The organism is uncultured Methanobrevibacter sp. (assembly GCF_900314615.1).
Lineage (GTDB): Archaea > Methanobacteriota > Methanobacteria > Methanobacteriales > Methanobacteriaceae > Methanocatella.
The window spans coordinates 43,511-63,369 of sequence record NZ_OMWA01000014.1; the positions used below are offsets into that span (position 1 = coordinate 43,511).

Genomic DNA, 19,859 nt, shown 5'->3' on the forward strand with positions numbered 1-19,859 from the left:
ATTTATGTTAATTTACATATATAAACTTTTCAAGTTTATTTGAAAAAAAAAGAAAAAATTAATGGAAAATCTCTATTTTTTAATTCTGATAGTGTTTGTGATTTTGGATTTTCCATAAATTGAATATATTTTATATGACCCCACTTTAAGGTTAAGCTTAATGGTTATAGTAGCTTTTCCATACCTGTTAGTTTTGGCAATATATTTTTTACCTTTAATTTTAAATGTGATTTTCTTATTCTTTAAGGCTTTTCCATTACCGTTGACTAATTTAGCAGTGAATTTGTAAGATTTTGCCTTTTTGAAAACCTTATTGACAGTTATCAAAACAGGTTTTACAGTAATGGTATTGGATACCTTAAATCCTTTATAGGTTGCTGTAATGGCATATTTTTTATTTATAAGATTTATTTTAAGAGATGCATAACCGTTAGAATTGGTTGTAATTGTATATGTCTTTCCAGCTATTCTAACAGAGATTTTTTCACCGAATCCAACAGGATTACCATTATCGTCATAAACTCGTATTGTGAACTTTTTACCGCTTAATGCATAAATGGTCATGTCTTTGTTATTTGTAATCCTTGGTGAGACATTTATGGACTGAATTAGGGTTTCACCGGTGTTCAGATTAATAATAGTCATATTATACTTGCCAACATCCAACTGAATCGGAATAGATGCGAAACCATTAGCATCAGTTGTCCCAATATATTCAACATCGTTGATTATGAATTTAACATCTGAATTATTTAACGGATTTCCATAACTGTCCAAAAAGATTATTGAATATTTAGAATTATATGTCTTATTTGAAGTATTATTGTTTAATATTGTTGATTTAACTTCCAAATCAGCAGTGAAATTCACTCCATCATAATATTTATCGCCAGCAAAGTAACCCTGAATTAAGTAATTTCCTTGAGTTAAATTTAAAGAAGCTTCCCCATTTTTATCAGTATTAATAGTGAAAGATTTATTGTTTAACTCAAATAGGATTTTACTGTCAGATATAGGCTGTCCCATTGAATTAAATAAGGTTACTTTATAAAGATTTCCGACATATATCTGTGAGATATTGGAGCTTAAAAATGCCTTTTGAGCCTGCACTTCGAAACATGCTGAAATATTATTTACATTATAATCCATTTCATTTTCAAGATACACCTCAACAGAATAATTTCCTTTAGCCTGATTAAGGAAAACTATATCTGAGGTTCCATTTGTTTTTAATCTAAACTCTTCATCATTGATTTTTACAATATAAGTTCCATTAATAGTTTTTGATGATGAGATATTGATGGATACATTATTTGCATCAACATTAATATCCATGCCAATCACAACATTTTCTCTAACTTTAACAGATAAGTTTTTTGATGAATTAAAGTAATTGTCATCCCCCATGAATGAAATATGAACATCATAAAGTCCATTTGTCAGGTTGAGCGGAATTTGGCAAAAACCGTTTAAATCAGTTAGGACACTATATGCTTTTCCATTCAATTCAACTTCAATCAAACGGTCAGGTACGCATTCGCCGTTAACATCTTTTAAAGTCATATTAAATTCAGAGAACTGATTTTCAACAATTGTCAAATCATCTGCTGCAATTACAGTTCCTATAACATTTACAGTAAACTGATCAATGGCCTTGTTAAATTCATAGTTGTCATTTAGTTCAACAGAAACATTGTAAATGCCATTTTCGAGATTATTTAAAACTAAAATGGAGTCAAAATCGTATCTATCACCGTTTACAATGATTGTCGGCAAATCATCAATCTCTTTAGACAGACTTACATTAATTTTTGCAGAATTTTGATATTTTTCAACTTCCAGCACAATTGTAACTTCTGATTTTACTTTAATTAGTGATGTGGAATGTGAATCAAAGTAATTGTCATCCCCTGCGAATTTAACTAAAACATCATACTTGCCGAAAGGAAGATTCATAGGAATAGAAACCATTCCATCAAAATCAGTTATAGTAATGTAAGTTTCATTGTTTAAAGTCAACTCAAGAGTTTTATTGGAAATTGGCTGATTTTTGCCGTCAACAAGATAAGCAGTGAAATTCATTTCATCCTCATCAGTTACGGTCAGATTATCTGCTATGATTTTACTTTCACTTACATTAACTTCAAATGAATCTTTAACCTCATCAAATACATAAGAATTATTATTTAAGATGATTTCTACATTATAAACTCCATTATCAAGATTGATCATATTCATACCTGCAATACCATTTTGAGAAGTGATATTGAATTTATTGTCATTGACAATGACTGTTAATGTTTCATTAATTGATCTTGATAAAGTAATGTTTAAAGAGGCAGTGTTTTGATACTTTTCAATACTCAAAGAGATTTCAACTTTAGGATAAACTGTAATGACTGAATTTTTAGATGTATTGAAGAAGTTATCATCACCGTTAAAGTTTGCTGTAACATTATAAGTGCCTGCAGTAAGATTAATCAATATTGCAAATTCTCCATTATCACCAGTTACAGCAGAGTAACTTTCATTATTCAAAATAAATTCTACGGATTTATTAACTAACAGATTTCCTTCAATATCAGTTAAACGACCTGTATAATTTAAAGCATCACTATCATCGCATACCATATCATCTGCATCAATAACAGTTCCTGTAACATCAACAACAAAACTAATATCAGCAGGATTGGATAAATAGTTATCATTTGCTATAGAAACACTGATATTGTATTCGCCGTTGTCAAGACCAGTCATGTTTAAAAATGCCATTCCGTTTGTTGATGTGATATTTTGAGTCCTGTTGTTAATTTTAAATGTCAGTGTCTCATTAAGAGGCTTTGAAATATTCACATAAACAATTGCGGTGTCCTGATATTTATCATATCTGACATTAATCTCAACAATGTCTTTAACCATGACTGTTTTAGATGAATTTGATTTGAAATAATCATTGCTTCCTTCAAAATCAATATCTAATTTATATTTGCCCAATCCAAGGTTTAAAACAAGTGTTGCGACACCATTATCTGTAGTTGCATTATAGGTAACATTGTTTATGGTAAATCGGATATTTTCTCCAGATAACGGATTGCCATCTGAATCAGTTAAAGTAATGTTATAAATTAACTGATTATCGTATATAGTTAAGTCATCAGCAGATATTACGGTATTTTTAACATCGACAGTAAAACTATCTTCGATGATATTGGAGTTGTAAATCTGCTCGTATGAGCAAACAGTGACATTATAAATATCATTTAAAAGATTGGATAAGTTAAGACTGGACTGGCCATTGATTAATTCAATTTCATATATCTTACCATTAACAACCACACTGACAGTCATATTAATTGTTTCATTTGCACTAACAGATATGGATACATTGTTTAAAACTCTTGAAATGCTTGAAGTCAGATTTATTTCTCTGACACTGATTTCTACTGATTTATAATCCGCAGATGAGTTATAACCTGTTGCAGCAAATATTGCTGAAATGAAATTGACAGTCCGGTTAAGACTGCATTCAAAAACAGCCTGACCATTGCTTGCATTGACATGATAATCTTTACCGTTGATATTGAATATTACTTCACCATCAGGCATGTTTCCATATTCATCTGTGAAACTGGCAATAAGAGTGACCGGATTGAAACCGTTATAGCTGACATTTAGAGAAGTATTAACAGCAATTGGATTTAATATTGTAAACGCTTTAATGCCTGCTACCTGAGAATAGTATGAATGAGATGAATATGCCCATTTCAAATCGTATAAATCATCCCATTTCTTACCGTCATAGCTTACAAAAGAAATTCCCGGTTTATAAAGCATCCTGTTTAGGGATATTGCTTCTGAAATTGGGAAATTTGCTTCCCCGTCAACATGAATATTGAAAACAACTTCAAATACATCTCCAGCTTTTAATGGAATTAACTGACCTAAATCAAAGGTGTAGTAACCCGGATTGGAGATTCCTTTTTTAACCAGTACCAGCTCATCATTTACATATACGGATGCTGTCCAGTTGGTAATTTTTTCAAAGTAGGTTGAAACAGCAGCAAGATATTCGTCATCGCCTGCAGTGAAAACATTCTTATACCAGACAGTATCTGAAGAGTTGCAGAAGAGGTATGTAATTCCTGCTATGTCATACTGGTAATTTTTATCATATTTTTTTGTGTCATTAAATATTATTGTATATGCAGAATCTTTAATGCCAGGCTGGGCAAATTTCATATCATAATATGATACATAGAAGTATCCGTTTTCACCCCATGAAGGTCCCCAGCTGTTTCTTACAATCCATGCACCATCTCCTTCAATGGAGTTTGACCATTTGAAATTGGATTTGGAATAATTGTCATCCCATCCGACAATTGTTACTGCATGATTCGATGCTACATTTGAATAACAGTAATAACCTTTGGTTGTACTGTCATAATAGTTACCGTAATAAGCCATGGATGTTCCAACAGCACCATATTTTAATATTGCTTCTTTTATTGCATCATTATCAGTGTAATTTTCACGTGATAAAAACAGTATATTTTGAACATGGAAAATGCTGTTGAATATGGATGACAATACTGATTTATCATCGAATAAGTCATCCATTTCAGATACAGGACCCAACCAGCTTGTCAGATATCCCCAAGGCATATTATCATAACCGCCATCATTTGTATTCATATTCCACCCGTAATCTGAAAATAAAGCGGCAAGATTTTTCATGTTTTCCTCGGATAAATCATAAGCATTGCCTGTAGCCTTAAGTAAACATGACTCCAAAACTGAAATCGCTGTAAATGCCCAGCAGTTACCTGAAGATTGCTGATTTTTTACAATAGTTGTAAATCCGTTTTCATAGAGATTATATCTGGAAGGGATTGAATCTATAGGAGTGTCATTGAATTTAACCATTGAATAATTTCCGCTGCCAATTGTCAGATTAACATTTGAAGAGTCAAAAAGGTCATTATTCAGATATGCATTATTATCTGAAAATTTATTGAATCCCAATATTGGGACTTTAACTGTGTTTAAAAGAGAGTATACTGCTCCGCCGATAAAAGATGCATTATTACCATTGAATATATTAGCTCTCATAAAAAGAGAGGTAGAGTTGTCTGCAAATACTGCTCCACCATTTCTTGCTGAATTGCTAATGAATTTTGAACTGGTCAGTGAAAGATTACCATACATGTGATAAATAGCTCCGCCATTCCATTTTGCAGAATTGTTTTCAAAATATCCGTTATTTAATGAAAAAGTGGATTTTAAAGAAGTTATCGCTGAGCCAAATGTTGCAGAACAATTTATAAAATCAACGTTTTTACCGTCAAATGAGGAATATTTAATGTAAACTGCTCCTCCGGCATCATCAATCGAACGTGAATTATAAAACTTTGATTTTGAAATGACTACACTGCCTGTATTTTCACATGCAATTGCTCCACCGTAATTATATGCAAAATTATTGATAAAAAGTGAATCGGCAATTTCAAGATTACCGCTGCCCATATAAATTGCACCACCATAGACGGCATAGTTGTCAGAGAAAGTACAATTATTTAATGTTAGTTGTGCATTAGGGTAATCAGAAGGAGTATAAATTGCTCCACCGAAATTATTTCCATAGGAATCCGGACGTGAGCCATATCCGTATGAAAAGACTGTATTATTTGCTGCAATTTTACCTAAATTGGTAATTGACATGTCCACAAAAGTTACATTTTGTACTGTTAAAATGGTGCTTACTTTAAAACCGACACCGGCATAACTTATTATGGTTTTTTCAACATCACTACCGTAAATATTAACCCTTTCAATATTTTTATTGGAATCCAGTTCATATTCCCCATCTGCAAGATAAATATTGCAGTTTGATTTGATTCTATCGGCGGTTAAATATTTATAGGGATTGTCTATAGATCCATTTCCATCACTTTCAGCTGAGGCATTGAAATAATAGTCATTAGATGCCTTCAATATATTTCTACCCAGATTTGCTGAAAGAGATGGTGATTCATTAAAATTATCGTTATTTAGCATATCAGTAGAATTATCTGCTGCAAAGCCTGCAGGAATTATTATTAATAAAAATAATAATGCTAAGCATATACTAAACAAACTGCATCTCTTTTTATTCATATTTTGACCTTCAAATTAAAATTTAATTTATATTATTTTAATTTATATTTATAATAATATAAATAATCAACTGAACTTTAAAAATTTATACTTAAAAATATATATTAAAAATTGATGAAAGGATGTTATTGTTTAATAATTAAATTAAATAAGGATACAACCATTAAAATAGGAAAGAAACTTGGAAAAATAGATTTTAATAAAGGATATTATGTCTATGTGGGCTCTGCTATGAATTCACTTGAATCAAGAATTAAAAGACATTTGAGTGACGAAAAAAAGCTTCACTGGCATGTGGATTATCTTTTGAGAAAAGCAGAAATTACAGATGTAATCTACAACGAATCAAAAAGAAAAATAGAATGTGACCTTTCACAGTTGATTTCGCTAAAATCAGAAGGCATTGAAGATTTCGGATGTTCAGACTGTGAATGTGAAAGCCACCTATATTATTTTAAAAATAGAAATGAAGCTATTGAGACTGTTGAAAATGATTATAACTCAATAGCTATGGATTTTAAATATTTTAAAAAATAAATCCCCGTTTTTTCTTGTGTCTGTAGGATATTTCAAATGAATCAAGGGCTATTTTTTTCAAAACCTCCCTGTCTTCATCATTAATATTGACGACACTTTCCCATTCCTTTTCCAAGGCAGATATTTCATCAAGAATAGTTATACCCTTTTCGGTTAAAGTGCAGTCATATTCAAGGCCGTTTCCAGGATTTAAATCTACTTCAACCAGATTATACTTTTCAAGTTTCTGATATTTCTTCAAATATAATCCTAAATGCATATTGAACAGGTCGTCCTTTTTAGCTTTTTCAAACTGTTTTACACGAATCTTTTTGTGATGATGCTTTTCATGCTTTTTGACCTGCTTTAAAAGTTTGATTTGACTTTCATGAAGAAATATGCTTAAGTCTTCACGTACATAAGTCATCTTGGACTCTTCAATAATGCCAATCAGTGAGGAGGCAGGCATTTTTGCAATTGCATCTTTGTGAGGATGTGCCATTAAATCACCTTATTTCATCTGACCGAATATTCCTCTCATCAGACCTTTAGTTACCTCACGTGCAGCTGTGTTAACAGCCTGAGAAGCAGCTTTTTCAATAGCCTTCTGCTGAGCGGTCTTTTTGGTTTTCTTACCTGTAGTCTGTGTTTGACCTGACAATACTGTACCTAAAATATCGCCTAAAATTCCTCCTGCATTCAGTTGAGGCTGCTGCGGAGCTTCTTCAGCTTCACTTTGAACAGGTTCACCAGCAGGTTCTGTTTGAACTTCAACTTTTGCCTCTTCAATGACTTCAATATCACTATGCGGAACTTCACTTTCAACATTAGGATTTGAATCAATTTTATTTAAAAGCATTTCATAAGCAGACAATCCGTCTACAGCTTCCCAGTATTTTGATTTAAGTTCTGAAAGGTTAATCAGTTCCCCTCTCATTGCATCATCAATAGCTCCGATATAACTTTGCGGAGGAACAATATCGACTTTTTGAACTACTCCAGGTACACCTTTTTCATCTAAAACAGAAACCAGCGCTTCACCGATTCCAAGTTCGGAAATTACAGAGGCAGTTTCAAATTCAGGATTTGGTCTGAATGTTTCTGCAGCCACTTTAACGGCTTTCTGGTCTTTTGGAGTGTATGCATGAAGTGCGTGCTGTACACGGTTTCCGAGCTGTGCCAAGATATCGTCAGGAATATCTGCAGGGGACTGTGAGATAAAGTACAGTCCTACCCCTTTTGAACGAATAAGCCTTACAATCTGTTCGATTTTTTTGGCAAATTCAGGAGACATATCATCAAATAACAGATGAGCTTCATCAAAGAAGAATACGAATTTAGGTTTATCCATATCCCCAACTTCAGGTAAATTCTCAAATAATTCTGATAACATCCAAAGCAGAAATGTTGAGTAAATTTCAGGAGACAATGATAATTTTTGAGCATCCAAAACGTTGATTATACCTTTACCGTTGTCATCAACTCTCATAAAGTCATCCAAAACAAGTGCAGGTTCACCAAAAAATTCATTTCCGCCCTGGTCTTCAAGTGTGATAAGGCTTCTTAAAATGGTATTTGCAGATTTCTCAGCAATTGCACCGTATGCGCTTTCATATTCTGCCTTGTTTTCAACAACATGATTGATCATTGACTTTAAATCCTTCATGTCAATGATTAAAAGAGATTTTTCATCAGCTACTTTGAAAACTATATTCAAAACGCCCTGCTGAGCTTCAGACAAGTTCAGGATTTTTCCCAGAAGTGTAGGACCCATTTCAGATAATGATACACGAACAGGAAGACCTTTGGCTCCGAATAAATCCCAGAATTCAACAGGATATGCCTGATATTTGAATCCTTTAGCTGCAAGGCCATATTTTTCCACATTGGTTTTAATCTTTTCTGTTTCAGAACCTATTTTGGCAAGTCCTGAAATGTCTCCTTTCATATCCGCTAAAAATACAGGAACCCCCATGTCTGAAAAAGATTCAGCCAGAGTTTTTAAAGTGATTGTTTTACCTGTACCTGTTGCTCCGGCTATCAGACCATGACGGTTAGCCAGTTTCAGCTGCAATTCAACACAAACATTTTCATTGCAACCAATCAATATTTTGTCATCTGCATACATTGTATTCACCCGTTTTCTATTTTTTTAATTAACCAATTAGTTTTTTTAACAATATTTTGTCTATTGAATGCTTTTGCAATCCTTTTGATTGCATCAAGGTTTTTAACGAAATTATCCAGCCATGAGAATATATCTCCCGGATATACCTGAATCTGATATTTTCTAAACAGCTTATTTGATATATCTTGAGGGTCCTTGCCTTTAAGTCTTTCGTGAATTATCACTTCTGAAATTCCCCTCTGCATGCATGAGCAGAACGGCCTGTCCTGACATTTGCACTGCATGAAATCACTTTGAAGAGCAATCAGTGCATCCTGGAATTTCTTATCAACCTTTTCAATGGCTTCACCTGAAGATATAATGTCCAAAGTGGATTCTGCGAATAATCTGGTTGAAAATTTAATCTTTAATGCATTGGCTATCTGATTGTGTATAACGCTTGAAAGATAAGCATTTTCAAACATCTCCAAATCAAGGGCCATTGCCAGTATAAGTACCTTAAGCTTGTCATATTTGTCCTTTTTCTTATACATTGGAGACAAGCCGACATAACGTTTAAGATAATTGTAATCGTTTAATGTATTTTTAATAAATTCCGCATCCTCAATTGATAAAAATGAAACTGATGCGGCACGGCCGTACCTGGTTACCTGCAGTCTGTTGTTGTAACTTCTATCAATAAGACCAAGGTCTTCCATCTCATCAACTGCAATCTTTATGCTTATCGGAACGTCAATATTCTTATAGAATTTATTTAACTCATCCATTGAGTTTATTGATGTTGATGATATGTCTGCAAGAATCTGTTCATATGCTGACTCTTCATCATATTCAATATATACATCCTCGCTATTGCTTTCCAAAAGTTCCAGCGCCTTTGCTTCTTCTGATTCACCGGCAAAATCATTTCCAACTTCAGGAATCAAATATACTATACCTCTGTCATGATATGACGGCCTTCCTGCACGTCCAAGCATCTGTGAAAACTCATTGGGATTGATCCATTTATTTCCCATTACCAGTGAGTCGAATATTACCTGTGATGCAGGAAAATCAACACCTGCTGCAAGAGCTGCTGTTGTAACAACACATGAAATCTTTCCCTTGTCAAAGTCCTTTTCAATCTTTTCTTTTTTATAGTAGGAGAGCCCTGCGTGATACGCTTTGGCATTGACTCTTTTGTTTGAGAGGAAATTTGCAATCTGATGAGTTTTACGCCTTGAATTGGTAAATATTATAGTCTGGCCTCTGAAACCTTTCTTGGATTTTGAATTGAATTCCCTTTTAGCTAATTTCTGCATCAGGTGACGCTTCTGGGATTCGTTTCTAACATAAACAAGATGCCTTTCAAGAGGAACAGGACGCTCATCGTATTTTACAAGTTTCATGTTGAATTCATCAGCCAGAAACTCAGGATTTTTGACAGTAGCTGAAAGTCCTATAATTTGAGTTTTAGGATATAAATGTTTTATACGCTTTATCAAACCGTTCAGGCGTGTTCCCCTGTCTTCATCATCAATCATATGAATTTCATCGATTAGAACAACTCCCAGATTGGACAGGCTGTCTGAATTGCCGTTTCTTAAAAGATAATCTATTCCTTCATATGTTGCAACTACAATATCTGATTTTGAAACGTCAGAGTCCGGAAGTTTCAGCTCACCTTTTGCCTTTACACGGTTTCTTCCAACCTTAATTGCAACATTTAAACCTAATTTTGAATATTTCTTTTTAAAGTCCCTGTATTTCTGGTTTGCAAGAGCCACAAGCGGAGTGAGAAATACGAATTTCCGTCCTTTTAAAGCTTCTGTTATTCCTGCAAGCTCCCCTACCAGTGTTTTTCCAGATCCTGTTGCACTTACAACCAGCAAATCTTCCCCTTTAAGGAGTCCCTCTTTAATGGCAAGATATTGAACCGGCAGTAATTTGGTATTTCCAGAATCCAAGAGAACTTTTTTAAAGTTTTTAGGTATTTTTAACCGTTTCATATCAACCGGAGGTACAATATGTCTTGATTTACGGGTCTTATCGAATAATGTCAGGTTTCTGTTTTTCAACGCATCAAAGTGAGGGTCAAGAACTGAGAGTGTCTTTTCAAGACTTCCGGTTTTTTCAAGTGTCTTTTTGAGATTTCTAAAAATCGCCTTGTCAAAGCCCTGAAGCTTTAGCTCCTCTTTAATTGTATCATGAGCACAGTCCTTACAGATTAGCTGATTGTTGAATTTATATGAATAATCAGAGTTTACTATTGTAATATTTCCTTCATATGCACAGTAATCGCATACCTGAGTATGTCTTACCTTGATATTTAGAGATTTTAAGTATTTTTCAACCTTTTCATCTTTGGTTGCCAGAAAAACTGCCTGAGAGCGAAGCAATTTTATGACTTCTCCAGGAGGCACCAGTTTTTCATTTAATGTGGAGTTGTCCTTAAAGTTATAATCCGCTACAAATCTTGAAATTGCCAATGAATCTCCTTCATGAGCAAATTTGATATTTCCAACAAATTCCGGTTCTCTTTTATAATTCAGCGCACCTTTTGGAGAACCTATCGGATATAATCTCCACTGTTTTTTGACTTTCTTTAAAACTAGCATTGTATTTTAATATATTTTTAATTGTTAATAAATTTTAAAAAAAATAATATCTTCAATTATATAATTGAAACGTTCATTATTATCCGAAACAATAGACAAGAAAATATTCGTATCCAGAAAATGATGATTATTATCCAAGTTAGTTCCCTCTAAAATTTTCAAGATAATTTCTTTTGCTTAGAATTATAATCTTTTCTAGAATAATCTTTAGTATTAATTAATAGTTCTGTTTTATCAATAGCATTTTCTAAATCATATAAACTATTCTTAAACTCTGAATTCCATTGTTCAATTTGATTATAATAATAGCTAAATTTTACTAACTAAGAGCAATTTTACTAAGTGAGAATAATTTTATTAAAAAATACAATTAAAAAAAAAGTTTAAAATTTGATTACTAATCAATGTAATCAAATCTTGTTTCAAGAATAATAATCAGAGCAAATCCGATTATTGCAACAATAACGCAAGGAAGTAATCCTGCAAAGTTTATACTAACTGCATTAGCCACTTCTACAGCCGGAACTTTAAGTGATCCAAGCATTACACCAATGAGAAATGCCATTGTCACTTCCTCATGATTTTTTAAAAGGAAGTTCAGGATTTTGGAAAATCCTAAAATACCAATCAGGGCACCGACTACAAATACTATGATTTCAGACAGGTGAAACTGGTGAAGTGCATTAAGCATGTATTCATACTGGCCTAAAAGCAGAAGCAGAAATGAACCTGAAATTCCCGGAAGAATCATTGCACAGATTGCAATCATACCTGAAAGGAATAATATAATTAAAGAATGGTTAGCTGCTATCGGATTTAAGCTTACAAATATATATGTTAAAATCATACCGATTATTGCAAAAACAACATGTTTTAAGTTAATCTTTTTGATTTTTCTAAATAAAATCACCGCTGAAGCTACAATCAGTCCTAAAAAGAATGAATATGTAAGTGCAGTATGAACATCCATACAGTAGGTTACGACTTTTGCCAGTGTTAAAAATGCAACACCAATACCTAAGATTAACGGTATGAAAAACTTGAAATCAATCTCTTCAAGCAGTTTTGACCAGAATCCTCTTAAATCTCCTTTAAATAGAGGCCTTACAAATCCGAAACTGATTTTACTAATTGCTTCAACCAAATGACCATAAATTCCAGTAATTAAAGCTATTGTTCCTCCTGAAACACCCGGAACAATATCTGCAGAGCCCATCAGAACTCCGCGAATGAAAATTAAAATAGCTTCCTTAATATAAAAATTCAATTTATCACCTAGATACTAATTATATAATTATTAGGCTAAACTGTTTTAAATAGATTATCAAAAAAAGAAATAATGAATAATTCTAAAAAGAATTATTCATCATTGAAAGGTTGTGGAAGTTCACAGACTCCACTGTCTTTTGCAAGATATGCATATGCAAATGCTGCACAGATTGCACCGAGAATTGGACCGACCAGATAAATTGGGAAGAGACTCCATAGGTTTTGTCCTCCTAAAATCATGTCCATCAGGTATGGTCCGAATGTACGTGCAGGGTTAATTGATGCACCGGTAAATGCACCTAAAACAACGATAACAGCAGCCACAGTCATACCGATAGATATTCCGGCAAAACCAGGTTCTGCTTTTTTATCAACTGCAACACCCATTACAACCATCATTAAGAAAAATGTTCCTAAAAATTCTGCAAACATTGCCTGGAAGTAGCTTACACCCATTCCAGGAGCTGTTGCGCCTAATCCTCCGATTGCGACAGCCGGAGCGCCGAGGCATAAGTAAAGACATAAACTTCCTAAACATGCACCGATAACCTGAGCAACTATATAATAAATACTGTCAACCAGATCGATGTTTTTGGTTACAAGAAGCCCGATAGTTACAGCAGGATTTAAATGTGCACCGGATATCTTACCGAATACATAAATACATATCATTACAGTCAGACCAAATGCTAAAGCAATAGCAATCCAGTCACCTAAACCGCCTAAAAGTCCAATTCCAGCAGCGCCAGGAGTAACGCCTTCAGAAATGAGAAGTGTTACAACTGCAGCACCGGTACCGAAAAATACCAAGAAAAATGTTCCAAGCAGTTCTGCAAAGAATTTTTTTCTAATATTACAAGTCATTTTTATCGCCTATACAGCTTCTCTCCATTGACAGTATTCGTGTTTGTTGTCCACAAGTGAAGCGGCAGCACAGTTTTTACAACCCCTTACAGGTGATCCTGGTGCTCCTTTGTTAAGTGCAATGATGTTTGTCATCATGGTTGCTGTAATTGGTTCTGAGGTTAAAAGACATGGATAGTCTGCTAATCTCATGAGTGAAGAGAATCTTACTGTAATTGCACATGCAGGATAAGTGTATCTTTGTGGGTTCATTACAATTTCACTTTCAAGAATTGGGCTTAAGTCAACTGCCAATCCATTGATTTTTGGCACTAGTTCTCCGCCGGTGCCTGCTCTGAACTTACGGGCTGAACTGATTGCGTTAAATCCTCTGTAAATCATGTCCATAAAGTCACAGTTGTGCAATTCAGCAGCTGCACCTCTTGTTGGATACTGCTGTACAAAGTTGTGGAATCTTTTGGAGAACAGGTCAACTACCATCGGAGCATTGAATCCGTCAAGTTCCAGGATGAATTCAGTAGCGCATGCTGATGAACCAGTAGCTAATTTAAGCACGTCAAATTCTGATTTATAGTTACCAAGGTTGGATGTTAATGTGTTTCCGATTACGTCTGCAGTTGCCTGAACGATAGCTAAAGTAACGTCATCCTTACACATGTTGTAGGTTGATTGACCTATGTGGTGTCCGATATCACCAACACAGTATGCAGGAACTGTTACAATGTTTCCGTAGTGTACTCCATCATCCATTGCAGCTTTAACTGTTGAAGTCATTGCTTTTTTATACTTGTTCATGTAGTCTCTTACATCAAATGAAGAGTGGTCTGCATCATCCATTAATGTTCCTTGTCCTTCAATAGGAGTTTTATAAATCATTTGCAATGCTTCAATTTCCTTTTCTGTTGCTTCAGCCGCAGTTGCTCCTGCTTCAATAGCGTTTGCAAATGCATCCCCAATACCGTAGGATGTGTTCATACCCCATGATTTTGCAGATAGAATTGCCTGTTTGTGAGCCTCAGGAATATCTATTTTTTGCAGTATTTGATTTACAACATTACTGGTACTTCCAGGCATCAGTGCAAAGTCCACTACACAAGTCGGTCCGTAAAATCCGCCGTATCTTCTGATTGATTCTTTTGCAACAATAGCTTCATTATCGGCGATAGCCTGGATAAATTTGTCTACACTGTCTGCAAATTCACCGTCTTCTTCACACAAGATTTCCAGTACAGGAGGGGTCTGGAAATGTTCAATGAACGGGTCATCTTCGCATTTTAATGTGTCAGTAATGGAAGACAAAATTTCGTAATGGTTTTTTACAGATTCCTTGTGCAGGTTAATTACTGATTCTGCCTGGTTGTCTAATGCTTTCATGCCAGATACTGCATCTGCATAAGGTTTCGCATCAGTAATTTTAAAGTCATTGTACCTATTTTCTGATATAACGCTAACGTCTGCTTTTTGAGCAGCCATTGACTCGTTTATCATTTTTTCATATAACTCTCTCATTTTTATCACCTAGGTAATAAGAGCAGAATATACTCTTAAATAATAATAAATTATTCACCATATTATTTAAATCTGTTTAAATGATTTTTTTAAAGAAAAGAGTTATTGTTAAATGTTTAATGAACAAAAAAATAGTTGAATAATTTTAAAAATTAAAGTGGAAAAATTTATCCACTTTTTAAAATAATTTAGCTAAACTGCATCAGAACCTCGCTCACCTGTCCTGATTCTTATTACTTCTTCAACATCAGAAACAAATATCTTACCGTCACCGACCTCACCGGTTCTGGCACTTTCAATAATGATATCGATTATATCTTCAAGGTCCTCTTCATTTACAATCAGTTCAACTCTGGTTTTTGGAATCAGATCAACACAGTAGCTGGAACCTCTGTATGATTCGCGAGTACCCATTTGTCTGCCTCTTCCTTTAACTGTTGAAACGTTCATTCCTTCGCATCCTGCTTTTAAAAGAGATGCTTTTACATTGTCAAACATTTCTTCTCTTATTACTGCAATAATCCTTTTCATATTACCACCCTAAAATAATTATATCCTATAACCTGATTCTTTGTGCAATGCTGAATCAAGACCGGTTATCTCTTCTTTATCTTCAACTCTTAATCCTACTGTTATATCTAGTACTTTTGCTATTAATAGACTTGCAACAAATGCAAATGCCGCTGTTGCAGCAACTGCTATAATTTGAACCAGCAGCTGATTCGGATTTCCGTAAAAGAGTCCTGCAACCCCATTTATTGCCGGAGATGCAAACAGTCCTGTTGCTATCAGTCCCCAGACTCCTGAAAGCCCGTGGACTCCGAATACATCCAGAGCATCATCATATCCAAATCTGTCCTTGAGATTGTATACTGCATAATATGATATTAAAGCTGCACCCAGACCTATCACTATTGAACCTGAAAGGGAAACAAAACCTGCCGCAGGAGTGATTGCTACAAGACCTGCAACCGCACCGGTTATTGCTCCAAGAACTGTCGGTTTTCCGATTTTCATTACATCAAGTATTACCCATACAATCATTGCCACTGCCGCTGCAGTATTTGAAACAAGTATTGCTGAACCTGCAAGTCCGTTAGCTGCCAGTGCAGATCCTCCGTTGAATCCCATCCATCCGAACCATAGAAATCCTGCGCCTAAAATTGAATATCCAAGGTTGTGAGGAAGCAGTGATGTATCTCTTCTTTTACCTAATACAAGTGCCAATGCAAGAGCTGAAAAACCTGAGTTGACCTCTACTGCAACTCCTCCTGCAAAATCAATTGCACCCATATTCATCAGCCATCCTCCGCCCCATATCCAGTGACATATAGGAATATAGACAAATGTGACCCACAATACTGTAAAAAGAATCCATGATTTAGTTTTCATTCTTCCAACGATTGCACCTGAAACGACTGCTGCTGTAAGGGCAGCAAAGGTAAGCTGAAAACCTGCATAAACAAATGTAGGAATAGTTCCTGTAAGTGAATCGACACCTATTCCTTCCATTAAAAGACTTTGAGGAATTCCGATTATTCCAGAAAGACTTTCCGGAGCGAATGCTATCTGATATCCGTATAAAATCCATATAATACTTGCTATTGCAAATGCAATGAGCGATAAAAACATTGAGTTTAAAACGTTTTTTCTTTTTGACAAACCGCCATAGAAAAATGCTATACCTGGAATACTCATTAAAAGAACCATAATTGTTGCAACAAGCATCCAGGCAGTATTACCTGTACTTAAAACCATAATTATCACTAACCAAAATGTCGGAAAGACAATGTCGGAAATTATCTTCCGTCAAAAATATATTGAACAAAATAGTATATAAATGTTGGGAAAATTTAAAAAAAATAGTGAATAATAGAAGAAATCATTTGCCGATGTCTTCTACCAATTCTTTTGCATAAGGAGTAATATTTTCATCAAGCATACGTTCCAGGAACTGACCTGTGTATGTTCCGGCCTCAGCAACCTCTTCAGGAGTTCCGGTAGCTATAACTTCACCACCACCGTCACCTCCTTCAGGACCAAGGTCTATAATGTGGTCTGCAGTTTTGATAACATCTAGATTGTGTTCTATTACAACTACAGAGTTTCCTGCATCGGTCAGTCTGGCCAATACTTCAAGCAGTCTTTTGATATCTGCGAAATGAAGACCTGTAGTCGGTTCATCCAGAATATACAATGTTTTACCAGTACTGGTTCTTGAAAGCTCTTTAGCAAGTTTGATTCTTTGAGCTTCCCCACCGGACAGGGTTGTTGCAGGCTGACCAATTTTCATATAGCCTAATCCAACGTCATACAATGTCTGGAGTTTTTTGGTAATTTTTGGAATGTTTTCAAAAAATTCCAGTGCTTCTTCCACAGTCATTTCAAGAACTTCATAGATATTTTTACCTTTGTATCTTATATCCAAGGTCTCTTCATTGTATCTTTTACCGCCGCAGACTTCACATGGAACGTAAACGTCAGCTAAAAAGTGCATTTCAATCTGAACGATACCGTCACCGGAACATGCTTCACATCTTCCGCCTTTAACGTTGAATGAGAATCTTCCAGGCTTGTATCCTCTGGCTTTGGACTCAGGAGTGTTTGCAAAGAGATCTCTGATGTCTGTAAATACGCCAGTATATGTTGCAGGGTTTGATCTTGGAGTTCTTCCGATAGGTTTCTGGTCAATTGCAATAACCTTATCGATGTTTTCAAGTCCTTCAATTTCCTTGTATTTTCCTGCAAACATGAATTTTTTGGATAATTTACCGCTAGCTCCCTTGTATAGGATTTCATTGATTAAACTACTTTTACCTGAACCGCTCACACCAGTTACGCAGGTAAACTTGCCTAACGGAATTTCCACATCAATATCTTTCAGGTTATTCTGCTCAGCACCGATGATTTTAATGAAATTACCGTTTCCAGGACGCCTTTGTTTTGGAATTTCAATCTTTTTGGCTCTTGAAATGTACTGGCCTGTAATTGAGTCAGGATTGTTCATAATATCCAGAGGTGTTCCCTGAGCAACTACCTTACCACCATGCTCACCTGCACCCGGACCAATGTCTACAACATGGTCTGCAGATAAAATTGTCTCTTCATCGTGCTCAACAACAACCAGAGTATTTCCAAGGTCTTTAAGTCTTTTTAAAGCTTCAATAAGTTTTATATTATCTCTTTGGTGAAGACCAATACTTGGCTCGTCAAGAATATATAAAACACCAACCAGACCTGAACCAATCTGAGTAGCCAGCCTGATTCTTTGAGCCTCTCCACCTGAGAGAGTTCCTGAAGACCTTGACATTGAAAGATAATCAAGACCCACTTCAACCAAAAAGCTTAAACGTTCCTTAATTTCTTTTAAAACCTCTTTTGCAATGAAGTTTTCACGTTCTGTAAGTTCAAGATCCTGGAAGAACTGATAGGAATCCTTGATTGCCAAATCACAAACGTCAATGATTGATTTTCCGCCGACAGTAACTGCCAGAATTTCAGGTCTCAATCTTTTACCGTCACAGACATAACATTTCCTGTCTGACATGAATTTTGAAAGGTATTTTCTTGAATAGCTTGATTTAGTCTCAAAGTATAATCTTTGCATTCTTGGAACAACACCTTCAAATCTGCGGTTGACCATGTATGATTTGTTTCTTCTCTTGAAGGTGAATGGAATTTTTTCATCACAGCCGAAAAGGACTGCATCCTGATGAGCTTTTGAAAGCTCTTCAAAAGGAGTATCCATACTGAATTTAAAATGCTTTGAGACTGCATCCAGCATCTGATAATAGTAATTTTCCCGTTTTTTGGAACTTGCCCATGGAACGATAGCTCCTTCATTTAGTGACAATGCCTTGTCCGGAACAACCAGATCTGGGTCGATTTCCATTTTGGAACCTATACCGTTACATTCAGGACATGCCCCCTGAGGAGCGTTGAATGAAAACATCCTTGGAGTGAGCTCTTCAAAGTTTATTCCACAGTCAACACATGCGAAGTGCTCTGAGTATTTTTTCTCATACTCCTTTTCACCATTGTCAAATAAAACAGTAACAAGACCTTCTGTCAGCTCAGTTGCAGTTTCTAGTGAATCAACCAGTCTTCTTTTAAAATCGACATTCTTTCTGATTTTAAGCCTGTCAACCACAACATCAATATCATGGCGGTATGTTTTTGCAAGCTGGATATCCTCATCAAGGTCCCTGACTTCACCGTCAACACGCACTCTTACAAAACCTTTGTTTCTAAGCTCTTCAAGTACATCTTTGAACTGACCTTTCTTATCACGGACAATCGGTGCTAAAATATGGATTTTAATTCCTTCACCTTCTTCGATGATAGAATCACCAATCTGACCAATAGTCTGATGAGAAATCTCCTTTCCACAGTTCGGACAGTGCGGAATACCAATTCTTGCAAATAATAATCTTAGATAATCATAAATTTCTGTTATTGTACCTACAGTTGATCTCGGGTTTTCTCTTGTTGTTTTCTGGTCAATTGAAATTGCCGGAGACAAACCTTCTATTGACTCCATTTCCGGTTTTTTCATCTGACCCAGGAATTGTCTTGCATATGCGGATAGAGATTCAACATATCTACGCTGTCCTTCAGCATAAATTGTATCGAAAGCCAAAGATGACTTTCCAGACCCACTGAGACCAGTAATTACAATAAATTCATCACGAGGGACAGTGACATCAATATCCTGAAGATTGTGCTCACGTGCGCCCTTGATGACAATTTTTTTTCTAGAATCTTCTGCCATAATTCACTCCTAAAAATTAGTTATATAATATTAGAACAAACTTACTTATAAA

General features: G+C 35.1%; 11 protein-coding genes. 1 reads left to right on the forward strand and 10 read right to left on the reverse strand.

What is annotated here, in order from left to right; genetic code table 11:
• Nucleotides 1-72: 72 nt before the first annotated feature.
• Entirely contained in the window at nucleotides 73-6,132 is a 6,060-nt protein-coding gene (locus QZN33_RS05850) for a C1 family peptidase (protein ID WP_296790018.1), read from the reverse strand.
• Between the two features lie 135 nt (nucleotides 6,133-6,267).
• On the opposite strand from QZN33_RS05850, the gene QZN33_RS05855 reads away from it, so the two are divergent.
• Entirely contained in the window at nucleotides 6,268-6,690 is a 423-nt protein-coding gene (locus QZN33_RS05855; protein WP_296790019.1) for a DUF123 domain-containing protein, read from the forward strand.
• Here the strand turns inward: QZN33_RS05855 and QZN33_RS05860 are convergent.
• The 9 genes from QZN33_RS05860 to uvrA form a co-directional block, all read right to left on the reverse strand.
• Nucleotides 6,680-7,171, reverse strand: coding sequence for a hypothetical protein (locus tag QZN33_RS05860; RefSeq protein WP_296790020.1), 492 nt, complete (start codon nucleotides 7,169-7,171; stop codon nucleotides 6,680-6,682). The two genes, QZN33_RS05855 and QZN33_RS05860, sit on opposite strands and share 11 nt — an antisense overlap.
• Before the next feature lie 9 nt (nucleotides 7,172-7,180).
• On the reverse strand, nucleotides 7,181-8,797 hold the full coding sequence (locus tag QZN33_RS05865; protein WP_296790021.1) for a helicase HerA-like domain-containing protein: 1,617 nt from the start codon (nucleotides 8,795-8,797) through the stop codon (nucleotides 7,181-7,183).
• A 5-nt stretch (nucleotides 8,798-8,802) separates the two neighbouring features.
• Entirely contained in the window at nucleotides 8,803-11,394 is a 2,592-nt protein-coding gene (locus tag QZN33_RS05870; RefSeq protein ID WP_296790022.1) for a DEAD/DEAH box helicase, read from the reverse strand.
• Nucleotides 11,395-11,791: 397 nt separating this feature from the next.
• Nucleotides 11,792-12,610 (reverse strand): DUF368 domain-containing protein, encoded by an 819-nt coding sequence (locus tag QZN33_RS05875; RefSeq protein ID WP_296790040.1) that lies wholly within the window; start codon nucleotides 12,608-12,610, stop codon nucleotides 11,792-11,794.
• Between the two features lie 143 nt (nucleotides 12,611-12,753).
• Nucleotides 12,754-13,527, reverse strand: a complete 774-nt coding sequence (locus tag QZN33_RS05880) for an MIP/aquaporin family protein (RefSeq protein WP_296790023.1) — start codon at nucleotides 13,525-13,527, stop codon at nucleotides 12,754-12,756.
• A 9-nt stretch (nucleotides 13,528-13,536) separates the two neighbouring features.
• Nucleotides 13,537-15,036: a DUF2193 domain-containing protein gene (locus QZN33_RS05885; RefSeq protein ID WP_296790024.1), complete on the reverse strand. Its 1,500-nt coding sequence runs from the start codon at nucleotides 15,034-15,036 to the stop codon at nucleotides 13,537-13,539.
• 192 nt (nucleotides 15,037-15,228) lie between these two features.
• Nucleotides 15,229-15,567 carry a P-II family nitrogen regulator gene (locus tag QZN33_RS05890; protein ID WP_296790025.1) on the reverse strand — a complete coding sequence of 113 codons (339 nt, stop codon included), beginning with the start codon at nucleotides 15,565-15,567 and terminating at the stop codon, nucleotides 15,229-15,231.
• Nucleotides 15,568-15,585: 18 nt separating this feature from the next.
• A complete protein-coding gene (locus QZN33_RS05895; protein WP_394347049.1) occupies nucleotides 15,586-16,794 on the reverse strand; it encodes an ammonium transporter in 1,209 nt (402 codons plus the stop codon).
• A 124-nt stretch (nucleotides 16,795-16,918) separates the two neighbouring features.
• On the reverse strand, nucleotides 16,919-19,807 hold the full coding sequence (gene uvrA, locus QZN33_RS05900) for an excinuclease ABC subunit UvrA (RefSeq protein ID WP_296790026.1): 2,889 nt from the start codon (nucleotides 19,805-19,807) through the stop codon (nucleotides 16,919-16,921).
• Nucleotides 19,808-19,859 lie beyond the last annotated feature (52 nt).

Excerpts from the sequence above, each read along its gene's own strand:
- QZN33_RS05855 (WP_296790019.1), top strand. The coding sequence starts at position 6,268 with ATGAAAGGATGTTATTGTTTAATAATTAAATTAAATAAGGATACAACC.
- QZN33_RS05860 (WP_296790020.1), bottom strand. The coding sequence starts at position 7,171 with ATGGCACATCCTCACAAAGATGCAATTGCAAAAATGCCTGCCTCCTCA.
- QZN33_RS05865 (WP_296790021.1), bottom strand. The coding sequence starts at position 8,797 with ATGTATGCAGATGACAAAATATTGATTGGTTGCAATGAAAATGTTTGT.
- QZN33_RS05870 (WP_296790022.1), bottom strand. The coding sequence starts at position 11,394 with ATGCTAGTTTTAAAGAAAGTCAAAAAACAGTGGAGATTATATCCGATA.
- QZN33_RS05875 (WP_296790040.1), bottom strand. The coding sequence starts at position 12,610 with ATGGGCTCTGCAGATATTGTTCCGGGTGTTTCAGGAGGAACAATAGCT.
- QZN33_RS05880 (WP_296790023.1), bottom strand. The coding sequence starts at position 13,527 with ATGACTTGTAATATTAGAAAAAAATTCTTTGCAGAACTGCTTGGAACA.
- QZN33_RS05885 (WP_296790024.1), bottom strand. The coding sequence starts at position 15,036 with ATGAGAGAGTTATATGAAAAAATGATAAACGAGTCAATGGCTGCTCAA.
- QZN33_RS05890 (WP_296790025.1), bottom strand. The coding sequence starts at position 15,567 with ATGAAAAGGATTATTGCAGTAATAAGAGAAGAAATGTTTGACAATGTA.
- QZN33_RS05895 (WP_394347049.1), bottom strand. The coding sequence starts at position 16,794 with ATGGTTTTAAGTACAGGTAATACTGCCTGGATGCTTGTTGCAACAATT.
- uvrA (WP_296790026.1), bottom strand. The coding sequence starts at position 19,807 with ATGGCAGAAGATTCTAGAAAAAAAATTGTCATCAAGGGCGCACGTGAG.